Annotated in this window: 27 protein-coding genes and 4 pseudogenes; 19 read left to right on the top strand and 12 right to left on the bottom strand. The window is 66.0% G+C overall.

Features of this window, described 5'->3' with window-relative positions; translation table 11 throughout:
• A pseudogene (locus FNH05_RS08155) lies at nucleotides 1-369 on the bottom strand (transposase); the annotation flags it as partial.
• Between the two features lie 394 nt (nucleotides 370-763).
• On the opposite strand from FNH05_RS08155, the gene FNH05_RS08145 reads away from it, so the two are divergent.
• Nucleotides 764-1483, top strand: coding sequence for a TetR/AcrR family transcriptional regulator (locus FNH05_RS08145; protein WP_186382442.1), 720 nt, complete (start codon nucleotides 764-766; stop codon nucleotides 1481-1483).
• On the opposite strand, the gene FNH05_RS08140 is transcribed toward FNH05_RS08145, so the two are convergent.
• Together FNH05_RS08140 and FNH05_RS08135 are read right to left on the bottom strand one after the other, a co-directional pair.
• On the bottom strand, nucleotides 1431-3026 hold the full coding sequence (locus FNH05_RS08140; protein WP_144586712.1) for a carboxylesterase/lipase family protein: 1596 nt from the start codon (nucleotides 3024-3026) through the stop codon (nucleotides 1431-1433). The genes FNH05_RS08145 and FNH05_RS08140 overlap by 53 nt on opposite strands.
• Before the next feature lie 31 nt (nucleotides 3027-3057).
• A complete protein-coding gene (locus FNH05_RS08135; protein ID WP_144586711.1) occupies nucleotides 3058-3930 on the bottom strand; it encodes an amidohydrolase family protein in 873 nt (290 codons plus the stop codon).
• 218 nt (nucleotides 3931-4148) lie between these two features.
• On the opposite strand from FNH05_RS08135, the gene FNH05_RS08130 reads away from it, so the two are divergent.
• Genes FNH05_RS08130 through FNH05_RS08120 form a run of 3 tightly spaced genes read left to right on the top strand, consistent with a single transcriptional unit; the run spans nucleotide 4149 to nucleotide 7982 of the window.
• Nucleotides 4149-5438, top strand: a complete 1290-nt coding sequence (locus FNH05_RS08130) for an MFS transporter (protein WP_144586710.1) — start codon at nucleotides 4149-4151, stop codon at nucleotides 5436-5438.
• Between the two features lie 11 nt (nucleotides 5439-5449).
• Complete coding sequence (locus FNH05_RS08125) at nucleotides 5450-6484, top strand: fumarylacetoacetate hydrolase family protein (protein ID WP_246127602.1); 1035 nt, start codon at nucleotides 5450-5452, stop codon at nucleotides 6482-6484.
• Entirely contained in the window at nucleotides 6474-7982 is a 1509-nt protein-coding gene (locus tag FNH05_RS08120; RefSeq protein ID WP_144586709.1) for an AMP-binding protein, read from the top strand. The genes FNH05_RS08125 and FNH05_RS08120 overlap by 11 nt, the downstream gene beginning before the upstream one ends.
• Before the next feature lie 18 nt (nucleotides 7983-8000).
• Here FNH05_RS08120 and FNH05_RS08115 read toward each other — a convergent pair whose 3' ends face one another.
• Nucleotides 8001-8234, bottom strand: coding sequence for a hypothetical protein (locus FNH05_RS08115; protein ID WP_144586708.1), 234 nt, complete (start codon nucleotides 8232-8234; stop codon nucleotides 8001-8003).
• Nucleotides 8235-8356: 122 nt separating this feature from the next.
• On the opposite strand from FNH05_RS08115, the gene FNH05_RS40020 reads away from it, so the two are divergent.
• Complete coding sequence (locus tag FNH05_RS40020; RefSeq protein ID WP_425458425.1) at nucleotides 8357-8710, top strand: SDR family NAD(P)-dependent oxidoreductase; 354 nt, start codon at nucleotides 8357-8359, stop codon at nucleotides 8708-8710.
• A 284-nt stretch (nucleotides 8711-8994) separates the two neighbouring features.
• Here the strand turns inward: FNH05_RS40020 and FNH05_RS08105 are convergent, their stop codons facing one another.
• Nucleotides 8995-9462 (bottom strand): nuclear transport factor 2 family protein, encoded by a 468-nt coding sequence (locus FNH05_RS08105; protein ID WP_186382441.1) that lies wholly within the window; start codon nucleotides 9460-9462, stop codon nucleotides 8995-8997.
• 103 nt (nucleotides 9463-9565) lie between these two features.
• On the opposite strand from FNH05_RS08105, the gene FNH05_RS08100 reads away from it, so the two are divergent.
• From FNH05_RS08100 to FNH05_RS08090, 3 genes are read left to right on the top strand one after another with little or no spacing between them, the layout of a single operon-like run.
• Nucleotides 9566-10321, top strand: coding sequence for an SDR family NAD(P)-dependent oxidoreductase (locus FNH05_RS08100; protein WP_144586705.1), 756 nt, complete (start codon nucleotides 9566-9568; stop codon nucleotides 10319-10321).
• Nucleotides 10322-10330: 9 nt separating this feature from the next.
• Nucleotides 10331-11485 (top strand): epoxide hydrolase family protein, encoded by a 1155-nt coding sequence (locus tag FNH05_RS08095; protein ID WP_144586704.1) that lies wholly within the window; start codon nucleotides 10331-10333, stop codon nucleotides 11483-11485.
• Nucleotides 11482-12456 (top strand): MBL fold metallo-hydrolase, encoded by a 975-nt coding sequence (locus FNH05_RS08090; RefSeq protein WP_186382440.1) that lies wholly within the window; start codon nucleotides 11482-11484, stop codon nucleotides 12454-12456. Before FNH05_RS08095 ends, FNH05_RS08090 begins: the two co-directional genes overlap by 4 nt.
• Nucleotides 12457-12611: 155 nt before the next feature.
• Here the strand turns inward: FNH05_RS08090 and FNH05_RS40015 are convergent.
• Nucleotides 12612-12886: pseudogene (locus tag FNH05_RS40015) on the bottom strand (transposase); the annotation flags it as partial.
• 63 nt (nucleotides 12887-12949) lie between these two features.
• Nucleotides 12950-13132, bottom strand: a pseudogene (locus tag FNH05_RS39870) (IS5/IS1182 family transposase); the annotation flags it as partial.
• A gap of 19 nt (nucleotides 13133-13151) precedes the next feature.
• Between FNH05_RS39870 and FNH05_RS08075 the strand changes: the two are divergent.
• Nucleotides 13152-13457 (top strand): annotated as a pseudogene (locus FNH05_RS08075) (transposase); the annotation flags it as partial.
• Between the two features lie 267 nt (nucleotides 13458-13724).
• Here FNH05_RS08075 and FNH05_RS08070 read toward each other — a convergent pair.
• On the bottom strand, nucleotides 13725-14114 hold the full coding sequence (locus FNH05_RS08070; RefSeq protein ID WP_144586702.1) for an SRPBCC family protein: 390 nt from the start codon (nucleotides 14112-14114) through the stop codon (nucleotides 13725-13727).
• 108 nt (nucleotides 14115-14222) lie between these two features.
• On the opposite strand from FNH05_RS08070, the gene FNH05_RS08065 reads away from it, so the two are divergent.
• The 7 genes from FNH05_RS08065 to FNH05_RS08040 all read left to right on the top strand — a co-directional run bounded on the left by FNH05_RS08065 (nucleotide 14223) and on the right by FNH05_RS08040 (nucleotide 18887).
• On the top strand, nucleotides 14223-15110 hold the full coding sequence (locus tag FNH05_RS08065) for a helix-turn-helix domain-containing protein (protein WP_144586714.1): 888 nt from the start codon (nucleotides 14223-14225) through the stop codon (nucleotides 15108-15110).
• Nucleotides 15064-15963, top strand: coding sequence for an aldo/keto reductase (locus FNH05_RS08060; RefSeq protein ID WP_144586701.1), 900 nt, complete (start codon nucleotides 15064-15066; stop codon nucleotides 15961-15963). Before FNH05_RS08065 ends, FNH05_RS08060 begins: the two co-directional genes overlap by 47 nt.
• Before the next feature lie 95 nt (nucleotides 15964-16058).
• Nucleotides 16059-16811: an alpha/beta fold hydrolase gene (locus FNH05_RS08055; RefSeq protein WP_246127601.1), complete on the top strand. Its 753-nt coding sequence runs from the start codon at nucleotides 16059-16061 to the stop codon at nucleotides 16809-16811.
• 391 nt (nucleotides 16812-17202) lie between these two features.
• Entirely contained in the window at nucleotides 17203-17424 is a 222-nt protein-coding gene (locus tag FNH05_RS39125) for a hypothetical protein (protein WP_246127600.1), read from the top strand.
• On the top strand, nucleotides 17408-17650 hold the full coding sequence (locus FNH05_RS08050; protein WP_246127599.1) for an IS66 family transposase: 243 nt from the start codon (nucleotides 17408-17410) through the stop codon (nucleotides 17648-17650). The genes FNH05_RS39125 and FNH05_RS08050 overlap by 17 nt, the downstream gene beginning before the upstream one ends.
• 361 nt (nucleotides 17651-18011) lie before the next feature.
• On the top strand, nucleotides 18012-18386 hold the full coding sequence (locus tag FNH05_RS40010) for a CdiA C-terminal domain-containing protein (RefSeq protein WP_222426549.1): 375 nt from the start codon (nucleotides 18012-18014) through the stop codon (nucleotides 18384-18386).
• Nucleotides 18387-18404: 18 nt separating this feature from the next.
• The gene (locus FNH05_RS08040; protein WP_144586699.1) at nucleotides 18405-18887 is read left to right on the top strand and encodes a SitI3 family protein; all 483 of its coding nucleotides are present in this window, start codon (nucleotides 18405-18407) and stop codon (nucleotides 18885-18887) included.
• 71 nt (nucleotides 18888-18958) lie between these two features.
• On the opposite strand, the gene FNH05_RS40005 is transcribed toward FNH05_RS08040, so the two are convergent.
• Nucleotides 18959-19345: a pentapeptide repeat-containing protein gene (locus FNH05_RS40005; protein ID WP_425458426.1), complete on the bottom strand. Its 387-nt coding sequence runs from the start codon at nucleotides 19343-19345 to the stop codon at nucleotides 18959-18961.
• 457 nt (nucleotides 19346-19802) lie between these two features.
• Between FNH05_RS40005 and FNH05_RS37885 the strand changes: the two genes are divergently transcribed.
• Nucleotides 19803-19940, top strand: a complete 138-nt coding sequence (locus FNH05_RS37885) for a hypothetical protein (RefSeq protein WP_186382439.1) — start codon at nucleotides 19803-19805, stop codon at nucleotides 19938-19940.
• Between the two features lie 493 nt (nucleotides 19941-20433).
• Here FNH05_RS37885 and FNH05_RS08030 read toward each other — a convergent pair whose 3' ends face one another.
• The gene (locus tag FNH05_RS08030; protein ID WP_186382438.1) at nucleotides 20434-21054 is read right to left on the bottom strand and encodes a TetR/AcrR family transcriptional regulator; all 621 of its coding nucleotides are present in this window, start codon (nucleotides 21052-21054) and stop codon (nucleotides 20434-20436) included.
• Between the two features lie 65 nt (nucleotides 21055-21119).
• Here FNH05_RS08030 and FNH05_RS08025 point away from each other — a divergent pair, with 65 nt between their 5' ends.
• Nucleotides 21120-22580, top strand: coding sequence for a carotenoid oxygenase family protein (locus FNH05_RS08025; RefSeq protein ID WP_144586696.1), 1461 nt, complete (start codon nucleotides 21120-21122; stop codon nucleotides 22578-22580).
• Between the two features lie 32 nt (nucleotides 22581-22612).
• On the opposite strand, the gene FNH05_RS39715 is transcribed toward FNH05_RS08025, so the two are convergent.
• Complete coding sequence (locus tag FNH05_RS39715; protein ID WP_281287595.1) at nucleotides 22613-22735, bottom strand: hypothetical protein; 123 nt, start codon at nucleotides 22733-22735, stop codon at nucleotides 22613-22615.
• Nucleotides 22736-22808: 73 nt separating this feature from the next.
• Here FNH05_RS39715 and FNH05_RS08020 point away from each other — a divergent pair, with 73 nt between their 5' ends.
• Nucleotides 22809-23756, top strand: coding sequence for an amidohydrolase family protein (locus FNH05_RS08020; protein ID WP_246127598.1), 948 nt, complete (start codon nucleotides 22809-22811; stop codon nucleotides 23754-23756).
• Nucleotides 23757-23983: 227 nt separating this feature from the next.
• Here the strand turns inward: FNH05_RS08020 and FNH05_RS08015 are convergent, their stop codons facing one another.
• Nucleotides 23984-24283: a hypothetical protein gene (locus tag FNH05_RS08015; RefSeq protein ID WP_144586694.1), complete on the bottom strand. Its 300-nt coding sequence runs from the start codon at nucleotides 24281-24283 to the stop codon at nucleotides 23984-23986.
• Between the last annotated feature and the right edge of the window lie 240 nt (nucleotides 24284-24523).

The raw sequence follows: 24523 nt of genomic DNA, 5'->3' as shown, positions 1-24523 counted from the left end.
GTGCTTGCCGAGTTTCTCGGTGGATTCGATGCCCTTGCGGGCGATGCGCGGGATGATTCGGCGCTGGCGGAGCCAGTCGCGCAGGGCGGGGATGTCGTAGGCCTTGTCGGCGTGCGGTTTGGCGGGTTTCCTGCGTCGTGGTCCGCGGCGAGAGCGGATGGCGGGGATCGCGTTGACCAGGGGTTTGGGTGCGTGGCTGTCGTGGGTGTCGGCCGCAGAGATGGCGACGGTCAGGGGCAGGCCGGTCCGGTCGGCTCGGGCCCGTCAGTCCGCCCCTTTTTTGGTCCTGACGGATGCTCCGTCGAGGACCGCGCGGGACCAGTCGATCACGCCTTGGCTGCCCGGTTCCTCCAGCACCGCCCGGTGCACCGGTAGAACCAGGGCCATCGACTCGAGGGTGGCGTAGCTGTTGGCCGTGGTGCCGCAGGTCATACCGCTGGAGCCGCGCCGCCGATGATGCAGGCGGTCTCGCTCGCCGGGTCCGGTCCGAGCTTGACGGGCGAGCTGGGCGTTGATCTGGCGGATCGTCGGGCCCGGCCCAACGCGCACCCTGAGGCCGTCGTCGAGGACTCGATGGTCCGGAAGCGAGAGCGCGTATCGGCCACTTCGCTGCGAACGAGGCAATCTGGCGGCCTCTGTCCGTTGTGGACGAGGTAGTCGTCGTGCCCATCGGCGGGCAGCTGATGTCACATTCTGCCGGGAAAGCCCATCAAGTAGACTTGAATCCACCGATTCAGCTAGAGGTCACGGGGAGGCATCAACCTTGGCGCAGCGAGCCGATGGCAAAGGCGAAGACGCGGTGCCGTCGCGTCGCGAGCAACGCAAGAGCGAGACGCGTGAACGTCTGCTCTTGTCGGCGCGTCAGCTGTTCGTCAGCAAAGGCTTCGACGAAACCAGCTACGACGAGATTGCGCGCTCTGCCGGCGTCGCTCGGCAGACTGCGTTCAACCACTTCCCCCGCAAGGAGGATTTCGTCGCGGCCTGGGTGGCGCAGCGGCGGATCGAACTGCACGAGGCCATGGGCGCCGCCGGCGAGGCGGGCGGCGCCGGCGAGTCTTCGGCTTCTTCCCGGCTGCTCGTCGTCATGCGCGTGATGGCCGATATCTACGAGCGGCGCCGGGAGGAGGGCCGCGTCTTCATGCACGCGTGGGTGCGACTCGGCGGCCCCATCCTGGACGAGCCCGTCGCTGCGCACATGTTCGCCGCCGTCATCCGCAGTGGGCAACAGGCGGGCGAGTTCGTCGCCGATGTCGATGCGGAAGCCGCCGGTGAAGTGATTCGGGCGATCTACTTCGATGCACTCTGGCGCTGGGCGGATCCCGCGTACGAGCCGGCGGCGAACACGCTGTTCGAGAACCTGTTGACACGCATGCAGCTCGTACTGACCGGCTTGTGCACGGACGGAGACCGTCGGCATGTCCGCCAGGCCGTCAACCTTGTACGTTCCCTCGAGGTCGTGCGGGGGCAGGAGTCGGTGTCTTGAGCCGCCGGTCGTACCACTGGTCCCAGTAGGCGAGGTGGGTGCGCTCGGGGACGTCGTCGAGAACGCAGCCGTCGGCCCGCAGGATCATGGCCGAGGGGTGTGCGGTGTCGAACTCGGGCCATGCTGGCAGGCCGGGAGCAGTGGGGCGGCCGTGTTGAGCGAAGTGCACCCAGGCGGACCTGATCGTGGCGCCCCATCGCACGTCCCTCGCCGTCCAGTTCCAGTCAGCCGGATCGGCCGCGCCGCCGAAGGTGGAGAACAGCGAGGCGCCGTGGAACGCGCCCAGGGGCCTGGGCAACCTCTGTTCGTGGTAGCGCCCGGGCGGGACGGGCGGAGGCTGCGCGAAGCGGTAGTAGTAGACGGGGTGACCGGCACGGTTGTGCAAGGTGGCCCATCGCCAGTTCTGCCAGGTGAACAGCCGGTGGCCGGTGGACCGCAGTCCCGCCGCGACGGCTTGTTCATCGGTTTCCGCGGGGTAGAGGTCGAGAAAGGCATCGCTTGCCGCACCGTGTTCGGCCTTGGCCTGGGTACGGAAGGTCGCCAGGTCCCGCGGGTAGTTGAATACCGCAAGGTCCTCGTCGGCTGCCGATCCGACGAGCAGTGGAACCGGGACCTGTGCGCCGCCGGTGAACACCGCATGCGGTGCCGCGGTGAGCAGCTTCCCGTCGATGATGGGTCGCGCCGCGTCGAAGATGCCGGTGGTCGCCCTGGGATGCGGCCGGCTGGCCGCACGCAAGGCCTGCGCGCTCATCCGACGAAGCTCAGCCAGACGCGGCGCTCCGACCGCCGACGACCACGCCCCGCCACTTTCGACCGCTGATTCGAGATCTTGCCACGCGTCGCCCACGCCCGTCGTAGCCGCGACCGGGCCGAAAGCGCCACCGCTCTCGGCGATGGCACGGTGGAAAAGACCCCGGGCGGCGGGCGCTGCCATCAGCAACGCGACGCTAGACGCCCCGGACGAGACACCGCAGATCGTGACACAGCCGGGATCTCCCCCGAAGCCGGCGATATTGTCGCGCACCCAGCGCAGCGCGGCGAGCTGGTCGTGCAGCCCGTAGTTGCCCGCCGTTCCCGCGCCCTCGTTGGCCAGGTCCGGATGCGCGAGAAACCCCGTCCTGGACAGCCGGTGGTTGAGCGTGACCAGGACGACGCCTTCCTGCGCCCACCGTCGGCCGTCGAACAGTGGCGACGACCCGGACCCGAACTGGTAGGCGCCCAGGTGGAACCAGACCATGACGGGCCGCGCGCGGGTACCCGTGTCCAGCGGCGCCCACACGTTGAGGTGCAGGCAGTCCTCGCTCTGCGGCTGCCCCCCATCGGCGAACAGCGAGGTGCTGGCCGGTGGGTTCTGGATCGCGATCGGCCCGTACTCGGATGCGTCGCGCACGCCGGTCCACGGTGCGGGCGGCTCCGGCGGGCGCCATCGCAGATCCGCTGTCGGTGGCGCGGCATAGGGGATACCACGAAAGATTCGCACACCTGTGCCGGAATGGCTCTTGCCCCGTACCGCGCCGTACATGGTTTCGACTACTGTGGACACTTTTGCCTCCTGAAGTCGAGGTGCAGCTGAGTCATCTGGTCAGATAGCAGGCGCGGGCCGTCCCGCCGAGCACGGCGTCGCGTTCCGCGGGAGCGAGGTCGGCCAACGCTTCCAGTGTCGCGGCGAACGTGTCGTGGTAGCCGGCCGCGACGAGAGCCACCGGCCAGTTGCTCGCGTACATCGTCCGCGCCGGACCGAAGGTTGCGAAGACGTGCTCCGCGTATCTGGCGACGTCCGCAGCCTTGGCGCGGCGAACGACTGTGCCCCAACCGGAGAACTTGACGAACACGTTCGGCAGCGCGGCCAGCTGCGTCATGGCGACGTTCCATAGGCGCCGGGCCGTCGCGTCCTGGTCGATCGGCGGACGTCCCAGGTGGTTGATCACATAGCGTCCGTCCGGCACGGCCTCGATGAGCGGCAGCAGGAGCGGCAACTCGGTGTGGTCGTTCACGAACAAATCGATCGTCAGACCTCGGTCGACGAGCACACGGAAGGAATTGGCCACGCGCGGATCGGCCAGGATCTCGCCGTCCGGCCGCCACCGGTGGAGTGTGCGTACGCCCACCAGCTTGCCGCTGCCGATAATGGCAAGATCCTTCTCGGTCGTGCCCGGTGAACTCATACCGACCCAGCCGACGACTCCGATGATCGACTGCTGACGCTCGGCCAGTTCCAGGAGCAGCCGGGTCTCCTCCGTGGAGGTACCGGCCTGCACGAGCACGAGTTCGGCCACACCGGCGCCGTCCAGCTCGGCACGAAGGCGAGACCACTCGAAATCGTCCCGCACGGGGTCCCAGGACACCGGTCGGTCGTTCAGCCAGGCCATCCAGGGGCGGCGCCGATCCCAGACGTGGACATGGGTATCGACGATCGGCGACTCCTTCGCCCGGTTGTCCGCCGTCACCTTCCGTACCTCCAAGCGAGCGAGTCAGACAGTATCTCAATGTACTCTAGTACAGAAATAACTAGTTTTGCACTAGATCAGTTGCGAAAGCCCTCTAACGCAGGAGGCCATTGACATCAGGAGCGCAGGGTCTACAGTTTGTTCCACTGTACTGAAGTACAGACTGAACCGGTCGGGTCGACGATCAAGCCATCCGAACGACGAAGAGGTCGAGATCGATGAACCTAGCCCCCGACTCCCAGGCCATCCCCGAAAGCGCGCACAGCGTGGACACTCGAGAACGGCCGCTGTCCGGTCTCCAGGAGTTGCGGCGCCATTGGCCGTTGCTGCTGGCGACGGTTCTCGGCATCTCCGTCGGCATCGCGGCGATCCCGGGAAACGCCCTGTCCGTCTTCCTTCGCGCGATGCAGCACGACCTCGGCTGGTCGCGCGCCCAGATCTCCCTGGGAGGCACCATCGTCCTGCTCGTCGTCGCGGGAGTCTCACCACTGCTGGGCTGGGTGGCCGATCGGGTCCGCACGATCTGGATCACCGGTGCCGGCCTGGTGGGACTGTCGGTGGCGCTCCTGCTCTTCAGCCGGCTGAACGCCAACGTCGGCGTCTACTACGCCGGCTGCGTGCTCCTGGGCATCGCGGGGGCGGGTTCGGCGACCGTACCCTACGCACGTGCGGTGAGCACCGCCTTCGTGCGCATCCGAGGGTTCGCCCTCGGACTCTCCACCGTCGGGACCGGCGTCGCCGCGTTCGTGCTCCCCGAGGTACTGGCGCCCTACGCGGCGCGGGTCGGCTGGCGCGCCGGATTCGTGGCACTGGGCATCGCGGTCGCGATCGGCATGTTGATCGTCGCGGCGCTGCTTTCGCGGTCGCCCGTGGCGACTCGTCCGCCGGGCGCCGTCCGGCTACCCGAGGTCGCCGACTCCCGGGTCGGTAGCACACTGCGGGAGGCGTTGCGAGGTCGCACGTTCTGGACGCTGGCTGCCTGCTTTTTCCTGCTGCTGTTCGCTATGGCCGGTCTGCAACTGCACCTCCTGTCCTATCTTCAGGACTCCGGCGTCGGTTTGGCGAGTGCGGCGAAGATCGCGAGCCTGGCCGGAGTCGGAGTGATCATCTTCCGTCCGCTCGGCGGCTGGCTCTTCGACCGCTTTTACGCGCCACGCACCGCGTCCGTGATCTTGGTTGTCGCCACGGCCTGTGTCCTCGCCGTTGCCGTCTTCGGGGCGAGCGCCGCCCCACTCGCCGCGCTCGCGATCGGGCTGGCGACCGGAGCCGAGTTCGACCTCATCGGTTACCTCGCAGCCAGGTACTTCGGCCAGCGTTCTTACGGCCGCATCTATGGCTTGTTCTACTTGTTGGCCACGGTCGGGGCAGCCCTCTCGGGCGTCTTCTACGGCGCAGTTCAAGACGGGTCGGGTTCCTACCTGCCCGCGTTGTTCACCACGGCGGGCCTCCTCATGGTGTCTGCTGTTCTGCTGCTGACGCTCCGCCGCTATCCGACCACCTGGAGTTGATGGTGCGCCTTGTGACCTACATTCCCGCCTCGTCCGCGCGCTCCGAGGCCCGGCTAGGTGTGCTGACGGGCTCGACGGTCGTCGACCCGCTGCGGGTCCTGCACGCCGAGCAGTACATGAGCTCGGGAGAGGCAGCGCTCGTTCGCGCGCCTGAGGTACCGACTGAGATGGTGGCCTTCTTCGAAGGGGGTGAGGTGGCACGGCGGCTGGCCGAGCGAGCCTCGGAGGTGGCCGCCCGGGCGGCCGAGCACGGTGATGTGCTGAAGGACGCCGAGGGCCGCCGGGCGGTCTTCGACCTGCGCGAGGTCGAACTGCTCGCGCCCGTGCCGCGGCCGCGCCGTATCCGCGATTACCTCACCTACTTCGATCACGCGACGGGTTCGGGGCTGAGCGTTCCAGCTGCTTTCGCAGCCATGCCCATCTGCTATGAGTGCAACGTCGAAACCGTCGTCGGGCCGGAGGAACCGCTGCTGTGGCCCTCGTACACCGCTCAGCTCGACTTCGAGCTCGAACTCGGTTTCTTCACATCCGGGGGAGGACGTGACTGGTCGCCGGCAGAGGCCGCGAGCCGGATCGCGGGTGTGACGATCTTCAACGACGTCAGCGCCCGTGACATCCAGTTCTACGAGATGACCATGGGCATCGGGCCCTCAAAAGGGAAGGCCTTCTGCAATGCGATGGGACCGTGCGTGCTGACCATGGACGAAGTGGACGAGTGGTCCGTGGAGATGACGGCGAGCGTCAACGGTGAGCTCTGGAGCTCAGGCACCACCCGCCACCGCCAGTTCTCCTTCGCCGAAGTGCTGGCCTGGGCATCCCTTGCCGAAACGGTGTACCCCGGTGAGTTCTTCGCGGTCGGAACGGTGGGCGGCGGTTGTGGCCTGGAACTGGACCGCTGGATTCAACCCGGCGACGTCGTCTCGCTCGAGGCCAGCGGTGTCGGAGTCCTGCGCAACCCAGTCGCTCCCCGCGCGGATCCCCCGGCCGGGTCGGGTCTGTCCACTTATCGAGGCGCTCCGGAGGTTCATCGCCACCATGAGAGTTGAGACCACCGCCGCACTCGTCGCCGCCGCGCCGGCGGCGGCGACTTTCTCGGTCTTCGACGAGAACGGCCAGATCGTCCGGATCACCTACGGTGAGCAACTCGCCCGCCTGCATGCCACCGCGGCGGCACTCGGGGAGCTCGGCGTTCGCCGCGGCGACCGGGTGCACGTCAGCCTCGACAACCGCCAGGAGTTCCTGGATGTCTGGTTCGCGGCGGCTCACCTGGGAGCCATTCTGGTGCCCACGAACCCACGCTCGTCGGTGGCCGAGTTCCGCCATGTCCTGGCTGACGCCGATCCGGCTGTCACGATCGCGGGTGAGGACAACGCCGACGTCCTGCGTGCGGCGGGCGCGCCGGAACCGGTCATCGTCGGTGCCGGGCACGATGCCCGAAATCTCGCGGCAGGCGGAGCCTCCGTGCCGGTGGCCCCGGTCGCCCTCGGCGACCCGGCCGCCATCCTGTACACGTCCGGTACCACCAGCCGACCCAAAGGCGTCGTCGTCACTCACGCCAACTACCTCGCCGTTGGTCGCGCGGTAGCCAAACACATGTCCCTCACGGCGGACGACCGCTGGTTCATCGCGCTGCCGCTGTTCCACGCGAACGCGCAGTACTACTGCACCATGTCGGCGCTCGTGCGGGGCGCCTCGGTAGCGGTGTCCGAACGATTCTCCGCATCAAGATGGGGAACTCAGGCCGCGCGCCTGGGCGCGACGTTAGGGAGCCTTTTCGCCGCGCCGATCCGGATGATCCTGTCTCGACCGGTGTCCGGGGACGAGGCCGGCCTGCGCGCCGTCCTCTTCGCCCAGAACCTGTCCAGCAGGGCGGCCGCCGAATTCGAGGCCCGGTTCGACACAAGGCTCGTGCAGCTCTACGGGATGACCGAGACCGTGCTGCCGCCGACCATCAACCCCAACTCGTCCGAGCGCCGGTGGGACAGCATCGGTCCGGTGCTGGACGGCGTCGACCTCGTTCTCGCGGACGACGCCGGGAACCCGGTTCCGGATGGCCAGATCGGCGAGATCACGGTTCGCGGCAAGCCGGGCGAGAACGTCGCAGCCGGATACTGGCGTCACCCGCAGGCGACCGCGGAGACGTTCGATGACGGTGTGCTGCACACCGGTGATCTAGCGTGGCGGGACGCGGACGGATTCCTCTACTTCGCGGATCGAGCCAAGGACATGATCAAACGGTCCGGCGAGAATATCTCTGCGAGCGAGGTGGAAACCGTCGCGGCCACCCACCCGGCGGTCGCGGAATGTGCCGTGGTGGGTATTCCGGATCCTGTTTACGACGAAGCCGTGATGCTGGTCGTTGTGCTCCGAAAGGGTTTTACAGCGGATTTCGGAGAGGAGATCCGGGCATGGTGCCGCGAACGGTTGGCTGCCTACAAGGTCCCCGCGGTGATCGAGTTCGTGGACGACCTCCCGCGAACGAGTGTTGGGAAGATCCGGAAGGCGGAGTTACGGACGATGCATGAGTCTGTTCGGCAGGGTTAGCAGTGGTTGCCGGGAGGTTCAGAGGAGCAGCGCTTCCTCGATGATGTCCCGCACCAATTTGTCCGCGAGGCGCAAGGACTCTCGGAAGCTGATGCGCACTGCGTCGGGAAGCTCGTTGTCTTCCTTGATGGACAGGATGAGCAGGTCCGAATCGTCCGCCATCTGGTGGACGCGCACGAAGATGATCTGGCGAACCTTGGAAAGCTGATCCAGCGACGACCGCGCGATCTCCCGGAACGGAGCAATGGACAACTCGGCCCAATTGTCGAAAATATGAGAAACGAGCTGCTTTTTGCTGTCGAAATAATGTTGGACCGCGGCTTCGGAAATACCTACGTCTTTCAGCGAGACCGTTCGGATACCACGCTGCTAATGTGCTCCGGGGCGTGACGGACTCGATGCGGGCACGGGGCGGTGGCGCGATCGTGAACGTCACCGCGCTCACGGCCGCCGAGCCGGTGGCGGGATTCGGGCTATCCGCATCGACCTGGGCGGCGGTCATCGCTGCGGCAAAGACAATGGCGATCGAACTGGGCCCGGACGGGATCAGGGTGAATATGGTGTGCCCAGCCGGTCAGCCAGGCGATGGTCCTCTCGATGGCCCATCGGTGTCGGCCGAGTGTCTCGTTGCGACAGTGAGTCGATCACCACACGAGATCATCGCGGCATCACCGACAAGATCCAAGCGAGACACGCTCTTGGCGTCGCCACGGAGGTGGGACCGTTGAACGGCGACTCCGGCGCCGTGGCGCGAATTCCGCTGTGAATCAAGAGATCCTCCCGCGGAATCAACCTTCCTGAACGGGAATCGGTAGCGTCCATCTGTGTTGTACTCGAGTACACTTACCGGAGATCTGACGAACAGCTCTGCCGTGGATGAGGTTTCTGTCCGCGTGGAAATTCAGCGACTTCTCGACGACTGTTGACGGAAGCCGCCTGGCCTCCTGATTCGCCGACCAGCGCCGGCGGCCCGGAAAGTTCCGGGCCGCCGGCGATTCGCCCTGGCCCCGGTTCAGGCCAAGATCCGAGCGACATCCCCGGAATCGATCGCGTACAACTCCACGATAGACCGCTCACTGATCAGCCACTCTCCGTCGACGCGGCGGAGCTTGAGATCGTACCGGCCGCCGAGACTGGACGACCGCAGGCCATCACCGTCTTCGGCGAACACGCAGTACAGGTCGGCAAGACAGGTAGCCTCATCGCCGTCGATGTCGATGATGTGGTTCGACACCAGGTGGTGAGCGAACTTGAGCTTGCCGACCTCGGCGAAGTAGAGGTCCGCGAGCTCGTCGACGGAGAGCTCGCGCGGCTGCCAGTCGGGGATGACGACTGATTTGGTGAGAAGTACTCGGTCTGTGAAGCAAGTCTTGTAGGCCTCGCGATCGCCGTCGTCCTGGGCCCGCGAAAGGCGTGCGAGCGTACGACGGATATCGAGCTCGTCGGCGACTCGCCGCAGGACGGACTCGTTCATCGTCATCGGTTCTCCACTCATTTGACTGTACTCAAGTACAGTAATATAGTCGTCGAGTAACCCGTTGGCAACAACCTGGCGCATCGCAGCCGCCGCAGGAAGGCAGCTCATGGAGTACGACATCGGAAACAAGGTCATCGTCGTCACCGGCGCCGGCCGAGGCCTCGGCCGGGCACTGGCGCTCGGACTTGCGCGCGAGGGTGCGCGCGTCGCGGTACTGACCTCGGACAAGGATGAAGCTGACGAGACCAACTCGGCGTTGAGGTCGATCACGGACTCCGAACACGTTCTCACTTTGTGTGTTGACGTGTCCGACGAGGATCAGGTGCGGGAGGCTGCTCACGCGGTCGACCAGCGGTGGGGCCAGATTGACGGGCTGGTCAACAATGCGGCCGTCATGCCCGCGATGACACCGGTCGTCGACTTGGACGTGGAAGTGTTCCGGCGGGTGATCGACGTCAATCTGATCGGCTGCTTCCTGACCACCAAGCACTTCGCGCCGGTGATGATCCGCGGCGGCGGTGGTCGGATCGTCTACATCAGCAGCATGATCGGCGTGCAGGCCAACCCCGGGCAGACGGCATACGGCGCGAGCAAGGCGGGCGTAACCCTCCTGTCGAACGTCGTCCACCGGGAACTGGCCGACGAAGGAATCCGCACTGTCGCATTGGCACCCGGACTCACGGACACACCCGGAATGCGGGCAATCGCGAGCGATGATTACATAGCACGAGTCGCGGCGACCTACCCTGGCGGCCGCATCGGCCACGCGGAGGACATTGTCGCGTTCGTGGCGTTCCTGTGCAGCAACGCTGCGCAGCACCTCTCGGGCACGCTCCTGCCGATCCGACCCGTCACAGGCTGAGGTACCACTATGAAAAATGACGAGACCAACGACGCCGCGATAAGGCCATTCGAGCTACACGTCCCGGACAGGGCCATCCAGGACCTGAGAGAGCGTCTCGCTCGCACCAGGATGCCGGAGAAGGAGGTGGTCGACGACTGGTCGCAAGGCATACCCCTGCGGGAAACAACCCGCCTGTGCCAGATTTGGGCTGAGGAATACGACTGGCGGATCGTCGAGGCCGAACTGAATGACCGGGGCCAGTGGATCACGCGCATCGACGGCGTCGATATTCATTTCCTCCACATCCACTCACCGCGACCGGATGCGCGGCCGTTACTGATCACCCACGGCTGGCCGGGCTCGGTAGTGGAGGCTCTCGACGTCGTCGACGGGCTGAGCAACCCACCGGCCGACCAGCCGGCCTTCCACCTGGTGATTCCCTCCTTGCCGGGATTCGGCTTCTCGGGCAAACCGGCCGAGCCCGGTTGGAACCTGGAACGGATCGCCGACGCGTGGGCGGAGTTGATGAGCAGGCTCGGCTATCAGCGCTTCTTCGCCCAGGGCGGCGATTGGGGAGCTCAGATAACGACAACTCTGGCCCTGCGGCATCCTCAACGGGTCGCCATGATGCACACGACCGTGCCGTGGGCGCCTCGTCCGGACGGATTTACCGACAACGAGTTGACCGATCTGGAACGGGATTGGATCGCTCAGCGCGCGAGGTTCGTCGCCAACGGGACCGGATATGCCCTCGAACAGGCGACAAAGCCACAGACGGTGGGCTACGGCCTGACGGATTCACCGGCCGGACAGTTGGCTTGGATAGCGGAAAAATACTACGAGTTCACCGACAACGACGGTGGATTGGAGAGCGCGGTGCCACTCCACCGTCTCCTCGACACCGTCTCGGTATACTGGTTCACCGCGACCGCGGCGTCGTCAGCCCGCCTGTACTGGGAAAGCCACGGGCGAATGAACATGACGACCCCTGTCACGGTGCCGTCCGGGGTTTCGGTATTCCCGCACGACCTGATGAAGTTGCCCAGGGCCTGGACAGTCGCACGGTTTGTGGACCTACGCCATTGGAACGCTCTCCCACGAGGTGGTCATTTCGCCATGCTTGAGGTACCTGATCTGTTCATCGCCGAACTTCGCGCTTGCTTCGCCGGAGCTCCCGAGTGACGCCCGGGGCCGCCGGCCGCCGCCTGCAGGACCTCGGTGGCGGGTGCCATGCCTGGCTCCGGCCACCAGGTTGCTGGGGCTTCGCCAACTCGGGACTGATCGTTAACGGAGGCCAGGGTCTGGTCGTCGACACACAAAACGACATGCCAATGGCCCGCGCCCTCCATAGCGCGATCCAGTCGATGCCGCACGCACCGGGTGTCGACATGGTGGTCAACACCCACGGCGACGGAGATCACTGGAACGGCAACCTCCTGTTCGACGGCGCGACCATCATCGCGTCAGAGGCAACGCTGGAAGACATCCGCGGCCACTGGCTCGACCCGTCGAAGATCGACGCCTACGCCCAAGGGGACACCGCTTTCGCCGAATTCATGCGCTGGCGAAGGGATGTCTTCAACTATGAAGGATGGCGGCCGGTCCATCCGAACCAGACCTACACAGAGCAGTTGCGGTTGGACGTCGGCAACATCCAAGTCGAGCTTCACGAATTCGGGCCTGCGCACACATCGGGAGACACCATCGTGTGGGTGCCCGACGCGGGTGTGCTCTACAGCGGAGATCTGGTGTTCACCGCGTCCACGCCCATCATGTGGGGCGGTCCCCTCTCCCGCTGTGTCGAGGCCTGCGATCGCATCCTCGCGCTCGAACCGCACACAATCGTGCCTGGCCACGGACCGATCATTGGCCCAGAAGGGATCGCCCCGATCCGCGACTACCTGACGTTCGTCATCGAGTACGCGAAAACGGCGTATCAGCAAGGTAAGTCGCCACGGGAGGCCTACGACGAGCTGGACCTCACCCCATGGCGTTCCTGGCCGCACCTCTCGCGTACCTATCAAAACATCAATTTGATCTATCGCGAGCTCGATCCGCAGAACTTCAAGGGCGATGTACGCGACACACTCAACGTGGTATACGGCGAGGACCGCGGCGATTGGCGTGGCCTCCCGGCGACCTCGGCCGGCTGACAGCGCGACGCCGGGGTGAGTTCGATGATGCACGGGTGCGCCGGCGAGATATCGCGAAAGTGCGAAATCTGGCCGGCGCACCGACGCATCTGCCGGTCATTCGCCGGAATCGCCGGCGGCCGGTAGCGGCAGCAGAACCGTGCCCGCGGTTTCAGCAGATCGGCGAGCCACTTGGCGCCCTCGCCACCGTTGCCCATCCACAGGCCCAGGACGTCCTTACGGCCGTCCAGTGTGACACCGATCGCGGCATACACGGGCTGGTTGGCGACCACGCCCCATAAATGTCGGAAAATGCGCCGAAGTCTCCCTGGTCGTCAACCTTCGCATACAGTGACAACACCACCTCGTCCACACTGCCAAGACGCCGCTGCCGCTTCTTCACGATCCGCGCCTCGAACGTGCTCTCCCGGTCACGCGGAACCGCGATGTCGTAGTCACGCACCAAGCGGCGGTACTGCATCAGCCAGCCCAGGCTGCGCTCCACGACCCACCGTCGAGGTAACACGTGGAATCCTTTGACTTCAGGACGTTTGACGACCTCTGCCTGAACACCCTGTTGCGCACCATGGCCGACCGCCGCGTTGTTGTAGCCGCCGTCCGCCCATACCTTCGGCACGGACGGGTGGCCGTTGACGAGATGATCGAGAACCTGTTTCCCACCAACGGAATCCTGCATCGAAGCCGCAGTAACGATGGCCGTCGCGAAGATCACCGGCGACCAGGACGTGCTGCTGGAGTTCTACAACTACCCGGCCGAACACTGGATCCACCTGCGGACGACCAACCAGATCGAGTCGACCTTCGCCACCGTACGCCCGCGGACCAAGGTCACCAAAGGGGCCGGCTCCCGCGCTGCCGGGCTCGCGATGGTGTTCAAAGTGGTTGAGTCCGCACAGGCCCGCTGGCGGGCTGTCAGCGGCGCTCATCCGGTCCCGCTGGTCCGCGCTGGGGCCCGCTTCGAGCGCGGTCTCCTGGTCGAGCGTCACGAGCAGGTGGCGTGATGACGACTCTCGACCCCGGCAACGCGACCATGGACGCGGAGCTCCAAATCGACCAGGTCTACAGTTGTGACGATGCCGCAGCGATCGTCGTGGTGCGCTGCATCCAAGGACCGGTCCGTCTCGGCGCTCGATTCCACCGCATCCAGGGCACAGCGACACCAGTCGACCTGCAACTGACACGGATCCTCGCCCACGGGCACCTCATCGACGCACTCGACCCCGTCCCCACGGCGCTCGTCACGCTCAGAGGAACAGGCACGTCCTGCCTCAGGACCGGCGGCACAGCTCTCGGTCGTCGGCGTGGGCGGGGTCGCAGTCGAAGACCACCGACCAGGCCACGAACGCCTCACCTGTGCTGGTCACCGGGAACACGTGCATCGTGGCGCGGTAGAAGTGCACTGAGTACGGGGAGTCGACGATGTCATAGGTCAGGGACATGCGGTCGTCGTCCAGCTCGACGAGCGTCTCGACGACGGTCGCCCCGTCGGCCATCCGCAGCGATCGCACCGCGCCGACGCGATCGGATGGCCCGGCGCCGCGCAGCTCACTCCGTGCGACGGCAGGCTGCCAGTCCGCGAGGCCACCGAAATCGCGCACGACCCGCCACGCCTGCGCGGACTCGCTCGGGATGACCGCGCTGGCGAACGTCTCGGGCATGCTCTGTCCCCTTTCTCGATCTGCCGTGACCGTATGCGGGTAGGGGCCGGGGGAGGAGGGTGCATCGCACCTACCCGCCGGTCTGTCACCCGGCCTAGCGTGAGCAGCGTGGAACGCAACAACCAGCTTGGCGAATACCTGCGGGCCCGCCGTCACCTGGTCACGCCGCACGAGGCCGGATTGCCCGACGACCTAGGTAGGCGCGTGCCGGGCCTGCGGCGGGACGAGGTAGCCCTGCTGGCGGGAGTCAGCACCGACTACTACACCCGTCTGGAGCAGGGCCGGGAACGACACCCGTCCGAACAGGTCCTGCAGGCGATCGCCCGGGCTCTACGGCTCGACGAGGCGGCAGCCGACCACCTGTACCGGCTGGGCCGGCCCGCACTCCTGCCCAGAGCGGTCACGACGAGAGTCAGTGACGAACTGTTGCGGCTGATGGAGAACCTGCGCGACGTCCCAGCCTTCGTCGTCGGCCCGGCCCAGGACATCCTGGCCGCCAATCCCATGGCCGACACCCTGTACGCCGGTTTCGCCCGGTTCGACAACCTGCTGCGGATGATCTTCCTGGATCCGTTCGCGCGCGAGTTCTACGGCGACTGGGATACCGCCGCCGAGGTGGCTGTGGCCAATCTGCGTGCGACCTCGGTCCAGTTCGCCGGCGATGAGCGCATCGAACGGGTCGTCGGTGAGCTCAGCGTGCACAGTCCCGCGTTCGCCGCGCTCTGGGCCCGGTATGAGGTCCGTCCGCGCACCCGCGAAGACAAGCACTTCCGCCACCCGCGCGTGGGGGGACTGCACCTGCACTTCGAGTCGCTGGCTGTCACGAGCGCTGCCGGGCAGCACCTGTCCGTCTACAGCGCCGAGCCCGGCAGCGCCAGCGCCGACGGCCTCGTGCTGTTGCGCCGGCTGGCCGAGCAGGAGACCACTTCGGAGAGAGGAACGTCCACAAGTGACCGAGCAAACAGCCCACACTGCCGGAAGCTTCGAGATCGGTAGCAAAAAGGTCGCCCGGCTCGGCTTCGGGGCCATGCGCCTGACCGGACTCGGTATCTGGGGCGAACCCGACGACCGCGACGAGTGCGTTCGGGTGGTACGCCGCGCCGTGGAACTCGGCGTCCAGCTCATCGACACCGCCGACTCCTACGGGCCGCATGTCAGCGAAGAGGTCATCCGCGAGGCCATCCACCCCTACCCCGATGACGTGCTCATCGCGACCAAGGCCGGACTCACCCGCAACGGCCCCGATGTCATCGAGACAGAGGACGGCCTGAAACGCCTTGGCCCGAAGGCATGGCCGCCCGTGGGGCGTCCGGAATACCTGCGGCAGCAGGCCGAGATGAGCCTGCGCCGCCTCGGTCTGGATCACATCGACCTGTTCCAGTTGCACCGCGTCGACCCGAAAGTACCCCTCGACGAGCAGGTCGGTGAGCTGAAAAACCTCCAGGACGAGGGCAAGATCGTCGCGATCGGTCTGTCCCAGGTGACCGTCGAGCAGATCGAGCAGGCACGCCGGATCGCCGACATCGCCACCGTGCAGAACCGCTACAACCTCACCGATCGCGGCTCGGCTGACGTGCTGGACTACTGCACACGGGAGGGCATCGGCTTCATCCCCTGGGCGCCGGTAGCAGCCGGCGAGCTGGCCAGGCCGGGTGGACTGGTCGACCGGATCGCCACCGCACGGGCGAGCACCGCCTCCCAGGTCGCGCTTGCCTGGCTACTGGCCCGCTCCGAGGTCATGCTGCCCATCCCCGGCACGTCCAAGGTGCCTCATCTGGAGGACAACATCGCGGCTGCCACGCTTCACCTGAGCCCTCCGGAAGTCGGCGAACTCACCGACGCCGCATGAACTCAGCCCAGCGCGGGTGCCCTTGTTGGCATTCGATCGAAAGGAATCATCTCATGCTCCTGCCCGCTGATGAGGCTGGTCAAGGACGTGCAGTCGTGCTGCTCCATGCCCGGCCCACGGATCGCACCATGTGGAAGGCGCACCTGCCCCTGCTCGCCGCAGGTGGCATCCGGGCGATCGCACTGGACCTACCGGGCCACGGTGATGCGGCCGTGCACAACCAGCGCAAGGTCGCGCCATGGTCGGACGTCGTGGACACACTCGACCACCTCGGGGTCAACCGGTTCGTACTGGCCGGAAACTCCCTGGGCGCGCTGGTCGCGTTGAACGTGGCAGTCGCCGCACCAGACCGGGTCGAGGGCCTGGTCCTCATCGGTTACCGCCCTCATGAGCAACCACCCTCCGCGCGGCTGCAAATGGCGTGGGACGCCGAAAGAACAGCCCTGGACGCCGGAGACGTCGACGCAGCCGTGCAGGCTGGACTCGAAGCCTGGACGGCTGATGGCGCATCTCACGACGCGAAAGCACACGCGGCCCTCATGTTGCGCAGTCAACTGGAGTTCAGGCTCGCTCACGGCGAAGTACCCCAAGCCGAGGGGCCGCTCGACCAAGACCCGACAGCGCTCCGCTCACTCGCCATACCCGCGATGATCGGCGTCGGCGAGTACGACATGCCTGACTTCTTCAAGGGAGGTGAGCAGCTGGCCCGGGAACTCCACGCCGGCGACCCGGTGGTCATCCCCGGAGGGGGGCACCTCGCACCGCTGGAACAACCCGCGGAGTTCTGCGAACTCCTCCTCGGATTCGCGAAGCGCATCCCACTGAACGCGCCGCCCGGCGTCGTCTGAACCGGGCAGCGTTTCTGCCGCCACGGTTCTTCGTGGCCGAGCAGGCCAGGACCTGCAACAGGTCGCCAGCTCCGCCATCGGCTACCTCTGCGAGGGGGGCTATGCGGGATGGCTGCAACCCAGCTGCTTCCAGGTGAGGCGCATGCTCGCTCGCGATTATCATCCAGCCCGGTAGCTTCCGCTGAAGCCTTTTCAACGTGCTGACCTGGGCTCTTGCGCTCGACACCTACTGACCCCCTACGCGGCGCTGGCGTTGTTCACGGTGACGCCCGGATGGCGTTGGCGGATGTCGTAGGTGAGGGCGTGGGCTCGTGCCGAGCCGACGCGGAGCTTCCGGCGCGACTGGGCTGGTTCGATCTCCTCGGACTCGGGAACCGTCCCACACTTCGGGATGCGGCACCATCCCCCTAGCCCGGACCGCGACGCCTGCCTGGTCACCGCGACACGCCTGGTCAACGACCCCCAAGGCGAGTCCCAGCGCAACATCGCGAAATGCCAGCAACTCAAAGCGCTGGCCGAACTGTTCGGCACACCCGTTTCTGAGGGCACCATTGCGGCCATGACCAGGCGGGCGGCGGACGGGCTGGAGGAGTTCTTTGACCGGGCTCGGTGATCAGATCGCCGGATCCGAGGTGGCCGGGTTCGACGAGACCGGCCTGCGGGTTGCCGGCGGCGTGCAGTGGGTGCACTGCGCCCGCACCGACAAATACGCGCTGATCACCTGCCACCGCAGGCGCGGCACGGACGGCATCGACGACGCCGGTGCCCTGCATCCTTTCGTGGTGTCGCGGTGCACGACGCCTGGGCGCCCTACAGCTCCGAACGCGACATCCGCATGATTGACAGGGTCCAGACAGTCGCCAGGGATTGTTGTCGAAGCGTTCTGGCAACAGGTCGCCGGCCCTCAGGCCATCCTCAACGGCCTGCCCCAAGCGCTGGACAGCATCGCCGACAGCCTTATCGACTTTCGCATCTGGAACGAACACACCCAGGAAGCCCATCACCGCACTCGCCGCCCCGGGCGGCGCCCTCGCCATCGCCCAAGGCATCCAACCCGCCATCCAAGCCGCGATGAGCAACACCCCCAACCCTGAAATCGAAGGCATCAACGCCACCCAAATCAGCAACGAACTCGGAGCCTAAACACAACCCGTCCGCGACCCAGACCCCAACGCCCAACCCGGTGGCCATCCCACCAAAATCGGAGCCGACGAGAGCGCCGCCAAGAAGCTCGCGCTCCAACGCGAGAACGAATCTGCCACCACACTCTCCCGAGCGGGATACGACGTCGAACAAAACCCCACCATCCCGGGGGACAAGAACCCCGACTACCGAGTCAACGGCAAGATCTTCGACTGCTACGCGCCCACAACCAGCAACGTGCGTAACATCGCCAGTCGGATGGAAGAGAAAGTTGTCGACGGGCAAACGGATCGTATCGTGCTCAATCTCAGCGACACCTCAGCGGATGTGGCCGCGATACGTACCAACTGCATGACTGGCCGATCGAAGGACTCAAGGAGGTCATCGCCATCGATCGACAAGGTACGATACTCCACATCTACCCGTAGCTAGCACCGAGGACTATTTCACATGGCCATTGCCTACAACCTCGACATGGCGACAAGCTTCACGAAAGAACAAGTCGCCGACGAGGTGCTCGATTCTGGCCGGAATATCGGCATCTTCGACACGTCGGTCCAAGTCGAGCAACTGCTCGAAAAGGGAGCTCTCGCTTCTCTGGGAACATGGATTCGGGTATACGAGCCCAGAATTCGACCTTGGAACCCGGTGGCCGCAGATTTTGGCTTCACGCCGACAGTGTCAATCGTATTCCGCCTCAACAAAGAGGACAGGATGTCCGAGCAAGAGGACGATATGATACGGCTGGTTTCTCGACTGCTGGACCGCGTTCCGGGTGATCTGCTGCTGCACTGGGACTACGAGCATATCTGGCTGCTTCGCCGGAACAATGACCTGAGCGTGAGCGAAGACCCCGACCTCTGGCCCCCGCAACGACTGACCCTCCTTGCCCAGCCGTACCACCGCGCCAGCCACCACTTCTCCGAGGAGTGATCGGGGTGCCCTGAGGGGTACGGTTCGCAATTGCAACGTTCTCAACGAGTCGAGTGAACAGAATTCGGGGGTTACTCGCCGAAATAGTCCAAGTCGCGTGGATTCAGCTCAGGGGGTTCGTATGGCATTCCGTCCAGGGTTGCTTCGTCAAACCTGATGTCTCCGGTGAATGCTGCTTTTTCGAAAGTTGCATATCCATTGAAGGCGACGCCGTGGAACCATGCGTCTCCGCTGAAATTGGTACCACCGAAGTGTGCATCCTGGCCGAACTGTGCCGATGGTAACCAGACATCATCGACGAAACGCGCAGGTCGTGCAGCTTCGCTTCCAGCTTGGCTTGGCGGTCGCCGGAGCGGGTGCGGGACAGGCAGCGTTCGATCTTGGCGATCTCCTCGGACAGCCGACGGGTTTCGAGTGAGGGACTGTCTCGGTAACGGTGTTTCCAGCCCCCGTGACACGAGCGCGCGGGGTGCGGCATATCCCGTCACCGGTGCGAAGAAGCCGAGGAGTGTCACTCTACATAGGACAACTCCGGTCGGAGCCCCAGGGGCGTAGATGGACCGGGTGTGGCCGTCGGGCGGTGGGACACAAGTGCAGGAGGGTGGGACTCGCCGACGCCCGGGCCGACTTTGATGAGTCCCTGCACCGGTCCGGGATGCGCGGCGGGGATCTTCTGGTGAACTTGTAGTGGTGATCGCCCTGCGGGCCGGTCATGCGCCGGAGGCGCAGGGTGGTGCCGGTCAAGTAGCGGTCGATGATCGTGTGAACGGCGGTTGCCGGTGGGTCGTTGGGCAGATCGGCCAGCAGAAATCGGCGTTCGCATTCGACGCGCGCATATTTGCCGGGAACGACAGGGGACTGGGGCATCACGGATTCGGCCCGCGAGGCGCATCATTGTCGGCGCGTGGTTCTGGGGTGCGGGTTCTGCGCCTGATCGCCACGGCCAGGAACACCGCCGCGTGGCAGGCCAGGGCGGCGGCGATGGTGACCGGTGAAACCCCGGCCGAGGAGCGCGGACCGCAGTCCGGAACGTCGTGTGCGGCGGGTGTGTAGGGCAACCGGGGTGTCCAGCCGAGCGTCCTGCCCGGCCGAGCCGGGTCGGCCACCAGTTACCAGTCGTTAGCGGTATCCCCGCGGGGTCGTACCCATTGTCGGCCTTGACCAAGCAGAACACCGGGATCCCGTCGGCGGGGGTGAACGGGGGCCGCCGTATCGGGTCCGGGCCAGGCTTGGGTCAGGCACGCTTCGGGATCGACGTACCTGCCCGTGCCCTGGGGCGACGGATGGGGGAAGAAGTAGGGCACGAGCGTGATGATCGCGACGATCACCGTGACCAGTGCCGGCACCATCAGGACCGGGGTTCGGTACCACCGCCTGGACACCGCTTGGTCGCCCTTGCCCTGGTAGTCGGCTTGTTGCAGGTTCAGGCGACCTGCGGGACGTTCGCGAACCGGCCGCAGGCCCCTGGTGCCCGTGAGCGGGCGCACCACCGGCAAGGAAACGGCCGACGGCAAGGTTCGCACCCCTCGCCGCTACCGCGTCCGGCTCAGGTGGGCGGCGCGGGGAGATCGGGAACGGCGAGGATCTTCGTCATCATGGGAGTAAGGACCTGGGCGAGTCCCTCGGGACTGGAAAACCCGGATATTTCCAGCAGGACGTAGCCGTGCATGGCACTCCACAGCTGACCGGCCAGCGCACGGGGCGGTTCGGGACTGACCCGGCCCGCGGCGGCCGCGGTCTCGACGAAGGCCACGAACGTGTCGAACGCGGCGAGGGCGGCCGCCGCGACGTCACCCCTGAACCGGGTGTCCCCGGCATGGGTGACCGGGTCGCCGAGCCCGACGCGGTGCCCGCGCACGGCGGTGACGCCGAACATGAGGCGGTACAACTCGGGGTTGAGGAGGGCGTACTCGCGGTAGGCCAGGCCGAGCGCGACAAGATCGGCCACCGGGTCGGTGCTGCGGCCGACGGCGGACAGCGCGGCGCCGAGGCGCAGGAACCCGTCCCGGACCATGGCCTGAACCAGGCCGGACAACCCGCCGAAATGGGTGTACACGGCCATGGTCGAGGTGCCCGCGTCGGCGGCGACCTTGCGTAGTTGTACCGCGTCGGGGCCGGCGGCCAGCAGGTCGACCGCGACGGCGATCAGGCGTTCCCGCATGTCCATCGTTGCCATCATCGCACACGGCCGCTATAACTAGGACATAACACGGTTATGCGTGGGGGGAACAGATGGGCAATCCATACCTGGAGGGCAACTACCGGCCCGTCGAGCAGGAGAGCACCCTGTTCGATCTGGAAGTCACCGGCACGATCCCGGCGCAACTGGACGGACGATTCCTGCGGATCGGGCCGAACCCGGTGGCCGAGGTCGACCCGCGGACCTACCACTGGTTCATGGGGGACGGGATGGCGCACGGAGTGAGGCTGCGCGAGGGCCGGGCCGAGTGGTACCGCAGCCGGTGGATCAAGACCCCGGCGCTGGGCGGGCCGCCCGGCGTCAGGTACACGATCGACAGCCTCGGGGCGAACACCAACATCATCGCGCACGCGGGCACCACCCTCGCCCTGATCGAGGGCGGCGTCTCCTGCTACGAGTTGTCCGACGAGTTGGACACCCTGCGCGCCGCCGACTTCGACGGCACCCTGACCGGCGGCTACACCGCGCACCCGCTGCGCGACCCGGCCACCGGCGAACTGCACGCGGTCTCGTACTTCTTCGGCTGGGGCAACAAGGTCCGCTACACCGTGATCGGTGCCGACGGGCGGCTGCGTCGCCAGGTCGACGTGCGAGTCGGCGGCAGCCCGATGATGCACAGCTTCTCGCTCACCGAAACCTACGTTGTGTTCTACGACCTGCCGGTGGTGTTCGACACCGACCGGGCCGTGCGCGCCACCGTGTCCCGCTACCTGCACGCGCCCGCCCGGTTGGTGCTGTCCGCGCTGATCGGCCGGATCTCCATCCCCGGCCCGGTCAGCGCCCTGATGACCGGCAGCGGCGCACGGGCCGGTCACCGCTCCCGCGGACGGCTCAAGCCCAATGCCGGTTTGCCCTACTCCTGGGACCCGGCCTACCCGGCCCGGATCGGGATCATGCCACGCCAGGGCGGCGCGAACGACGTACGCTGGTTCGAGATCGATCCTTGCTACGTCTACCACCCGATGAATGCCTACGATGACGGCGGCAACGTCGTCCTCGACGTGATTCGCCACGACAGGACGTTCGACCGCAATCCCAACGGTCCGGACGAGGCACCGCCCACAGTGGACCAATGGGTGATCAACCCGACGTCGGGCAGGGTCACAGAGTCCCGTGTGGACGACCGGCCGCAGGAATTCCCGAGGATCGACGAACGTCTGATCGGCAAACGACACCGCTTCGGCTACGCGACCGGACTCAACAACGACATGCTGATCACTGACCTGGTCAAGCACGACTACCGCGCCGGCACCTCCGTCGTCCGCACCTTCGTCCCCGGGGCGAGCATCAGCGAGTTCGTGTTCCAGCCGTCAGCCCCCGGCGCCGCCGAGGACGACGGGGTGCTCATGGGCTACGTCCACAATGCCGCCACCGACCGCACCGACCTGATGCTGCTGGACGCACAAACGCTGGACACCGTGGCCGCCATCCATCTTCCGACCCGGGTGCCCAACGGATTCCACGGCAACTGGGCGCCGACAGCCAGTGACTGATGGTCCCCCAAGTCCGCGAAGGGGTGCGTGACCTACTCTTCGGCCGCACCCAGCAGGAAGGCGCGCACGGATTCGGCGGTCCTGATCGCCGGGGCGAGATCGTGGTCGTCCTCTGAATACTGGTCGGGACCATTATCTTGGTTGAGCAGAGCCATCTCAGCAGTTCACTGGAAATGGGGTCCACCGATGAGGATCTACGCTCTGGAAGAGCACATGGCGACCGCTGACGTGGTGGAAGCGTGGCGGCGGCAGGATCCGGGGCTCAGCGAGCCGATGATGCAGTGGGCGGTCGCGAGCGATGTCACGCCGGCGCTGTTGGACCTCGACGAGGGGCGTCTCGCGGCCATGGACGATGCCGGGATCGATGTCGCGGTCCTGTCACTGACGACGCCGGGTCTGCAGAACTTGTCCGCAGCAGAGGCGGTGGCATTGCAGGAGCCCACGAACGACGCCATCGCCGCTGCCGTGCGGCGCCACCCCGAACGTCTGCAGGGCTTCGCCACGCTCGCCACGCCCACTCCGGCAGCGGCCGCGACCGAACTGCGGCGCGCGGTCGTCGAACTGGGGCTCAACGGGGCGATGCTCAACGCCCGCTCCGGCGACCGCGGGGTGGATGCGATCGAGTTCTGGGACATCTACGAGGCGGCCGCGCACCTGCGTGCGCCCATTTATCTACACCCGCGCGCCCCGCTTCCGGTGGTCAACCAGGCGTACTACGGTGGGTTCGGCGGCTCCGTGGACGACTTGCTGGCGACCGGAGCCATCGGCTGGCACTACGATGCGGGCGTGACCATCCTGCGGATGATCACGTCGGGGTTGTTCGACCGTTTCCCCGATCTCCAGGTGATTCTCGGCCACTGGGGCGAGGTCGTCTTGTTCTACCTCGACCGCGTCGCCGTGCTGGACCGAGTCACTCGCCTTCAGCGCCCGGTCACCGAGTACTTTCGTTCGAACATCCACATCACGCCCGGTGGCATCGCCAGCCACAAGTACCTGCGGTGGACCGTGGAGACCGTGGGGGCCGACCGCGTCCTGTACGCCTCCGACTATCCCTTCAACCGGGAGCGTGACGGCTCCGTGACGCGCTTCCTGCGGACAGCACCGATCAGCGCAACCGAAGGCGAGGGTCTCGCGTTCCGCAACTGGGAAACGATCGTCGCGGGCATCCGGCGCTGACCATCCGCCTTCGCCGTCGGCCCCATCGGATACCTGGAGGCATCGGGGAGCGACCAGTTGTTGCCGAGGACGGTCCGGCCGGCAGCGTTCTGATGCTGACCGGACCGTCCTGATGCGACGTCCTCAGTGGACGAGCCGGAAGCCGTTGATCGTGCCGATCACGAACCCCGGATCCGGATGCGGCCTCGAGAAGTATCGTGTCCCGATGGCTTCCTCGGCGAGCGATGTCACCTCGTCTTGCGTGCGCCGGCGAAGGCGATCGTCATGATTCCCGCCTTGGCCTTGCCGGTGATCGCATCGCCTTCGACCGTGGCCGAGGCCTTGATCTTCACTTTGAACGGTGCGGTGAGTTGGGCCTTGAAGCTGAGCTCCTTCCCGTCGGTGCGGCCATCGTGAAGTTCGGCGTTGTCGAATGTTCCGGTCAGTGTCTCGCCGTCGGTCTTGAACACCAGGTCGGCCTGGCGTTCCCCGCCGGGGGTCTTGAACTTGATCGTCCACGTGCCGTCTACTGCCATTGTCGTGGCCATCTCCTTGGTTGCGGTGGGGTCGAGCAGCTGTGAACTGGTCGGTGGCGAGTGGCCGGCCGCGGCATGAGCCCACGGCCAGGCTGTGGTTTTCCGCAGCGGCAGAGCCGCCTACGGTGGGCCGTCGGCTCGCACCGCCACGCAGACCACTTCCTGCACAGCTAGGCGTTCGCCTGCGGGTCATCGATCACGTGCACGACGGTGTAGAGGTTGGGGTGGGGAGTGAGGGAGGACCATCCTCCG

The organism is Amycolatopsis rhizosphaerae, from assembly GCF_007713715.1.
GTDB classification, from domain to species: Bacteria; Actinomycetota; Actinomycetes; order Mycobacteriales; family Pseudonocardiaceae; genus Amycolatopsis_E; species Amycolatopsis_E rhizosphaerae.
This window is presented reverse-complemented; position numbering and strand designations above follow the sequence as displayed.

What these genes read in the sequence shown, in the direction of transcription:
- FNH05_RS08100 (WP_144586705.1), top strand. Translation starts at nt 9,566, where the DNA reads ATGGAGTACGACATCGGAAACAAGGTCATCGTCGTCACCGGCGCCGGC.
- FNH05_RS08070 (WP_144586702.1), bottom strand. Translation starts at nt 14,114, where the DNA reads ATGCCCGAGACGTTCGCCAGCGCGGTCATCCCGAGCGAGTCCGCGCAG.
- FNH05_RS08015 (WP_144586694.1), bottom strand. Translation starts at nt 24,283, where the DNA reads ATGGCCACGACAATGGCAGTAGACGGCACGTGGACGATCAAGTTCAAG.
- FNH05_RS08095 (WP_144586704.1), top strand. Translation starts at nt 10,331, where the DNA reads ATGAAAAATGACGAGACCAACGACGCCGCGATAAGGCCATTCGAGCTA.
- FNH05_RS39715 (WP_281287595.1), bottom strand. Translation starts at nt 22,735, where the DNA reads ATGGCTCTGCTCAACCAAGATAATGGTCCCGACCAGTATTCAGAGGAC.
- FNH05_RS08130 (WP_144586710.1), top strand. Translation starts at nt 4,149, where the DNA reads ATGAACCTAGCCCCCGACTCCCAGGCCATCCCCGAAAGCGCGCACAGC.
- FNH05_RS08030 (WP_186382438.1), bottom strand. Translation starts at nt 21,054, where the DNA reads ATGGACATGCGGGAACGCCTGATCGCCGTCGCGGTCGACCTGCTGGCC.
- FNH05_RS08105 (WP_186382441.1), bottom strand. Translation starts at nt 9,462, where the DNA reads ATGACGATGAACGAGTCCGTCCTGCGGCGAGTCGCCGACGAGCTCGAT.
- FNH05_RS08120 (WP_144586709.1), top strand. Translation starts at nt 6,474, where the DNA reads ATGAGAGTTGAGACCACCGCCGCACTCGTCGCCGCCGCGCCGGCGGCG.
- FNH05_RS08040 (WP_144586699.1), top strand. Translation starts at nt 18,405, where the DNA reads ATGGCCATTGCCTACAACCTCGACATGGCGACAAGCTTCACGAAAGAA.
- FNH05_RS08025 (WP_144586696.1), top strand. Translation starts at nt 21,120, where the DNA reads ATGGGCAATCCATACCTGGAGGGCAACTACCGGCCCGTCGAGCAGGAG.
- FNH05_RS39125 (WP_246127600.1), top strand. Translation starts at nt 17,203, where the DNA reads ATGCGGCACCATCCCCCTAGCCCGGACCGCGACGCCTGCCTGGTCACC.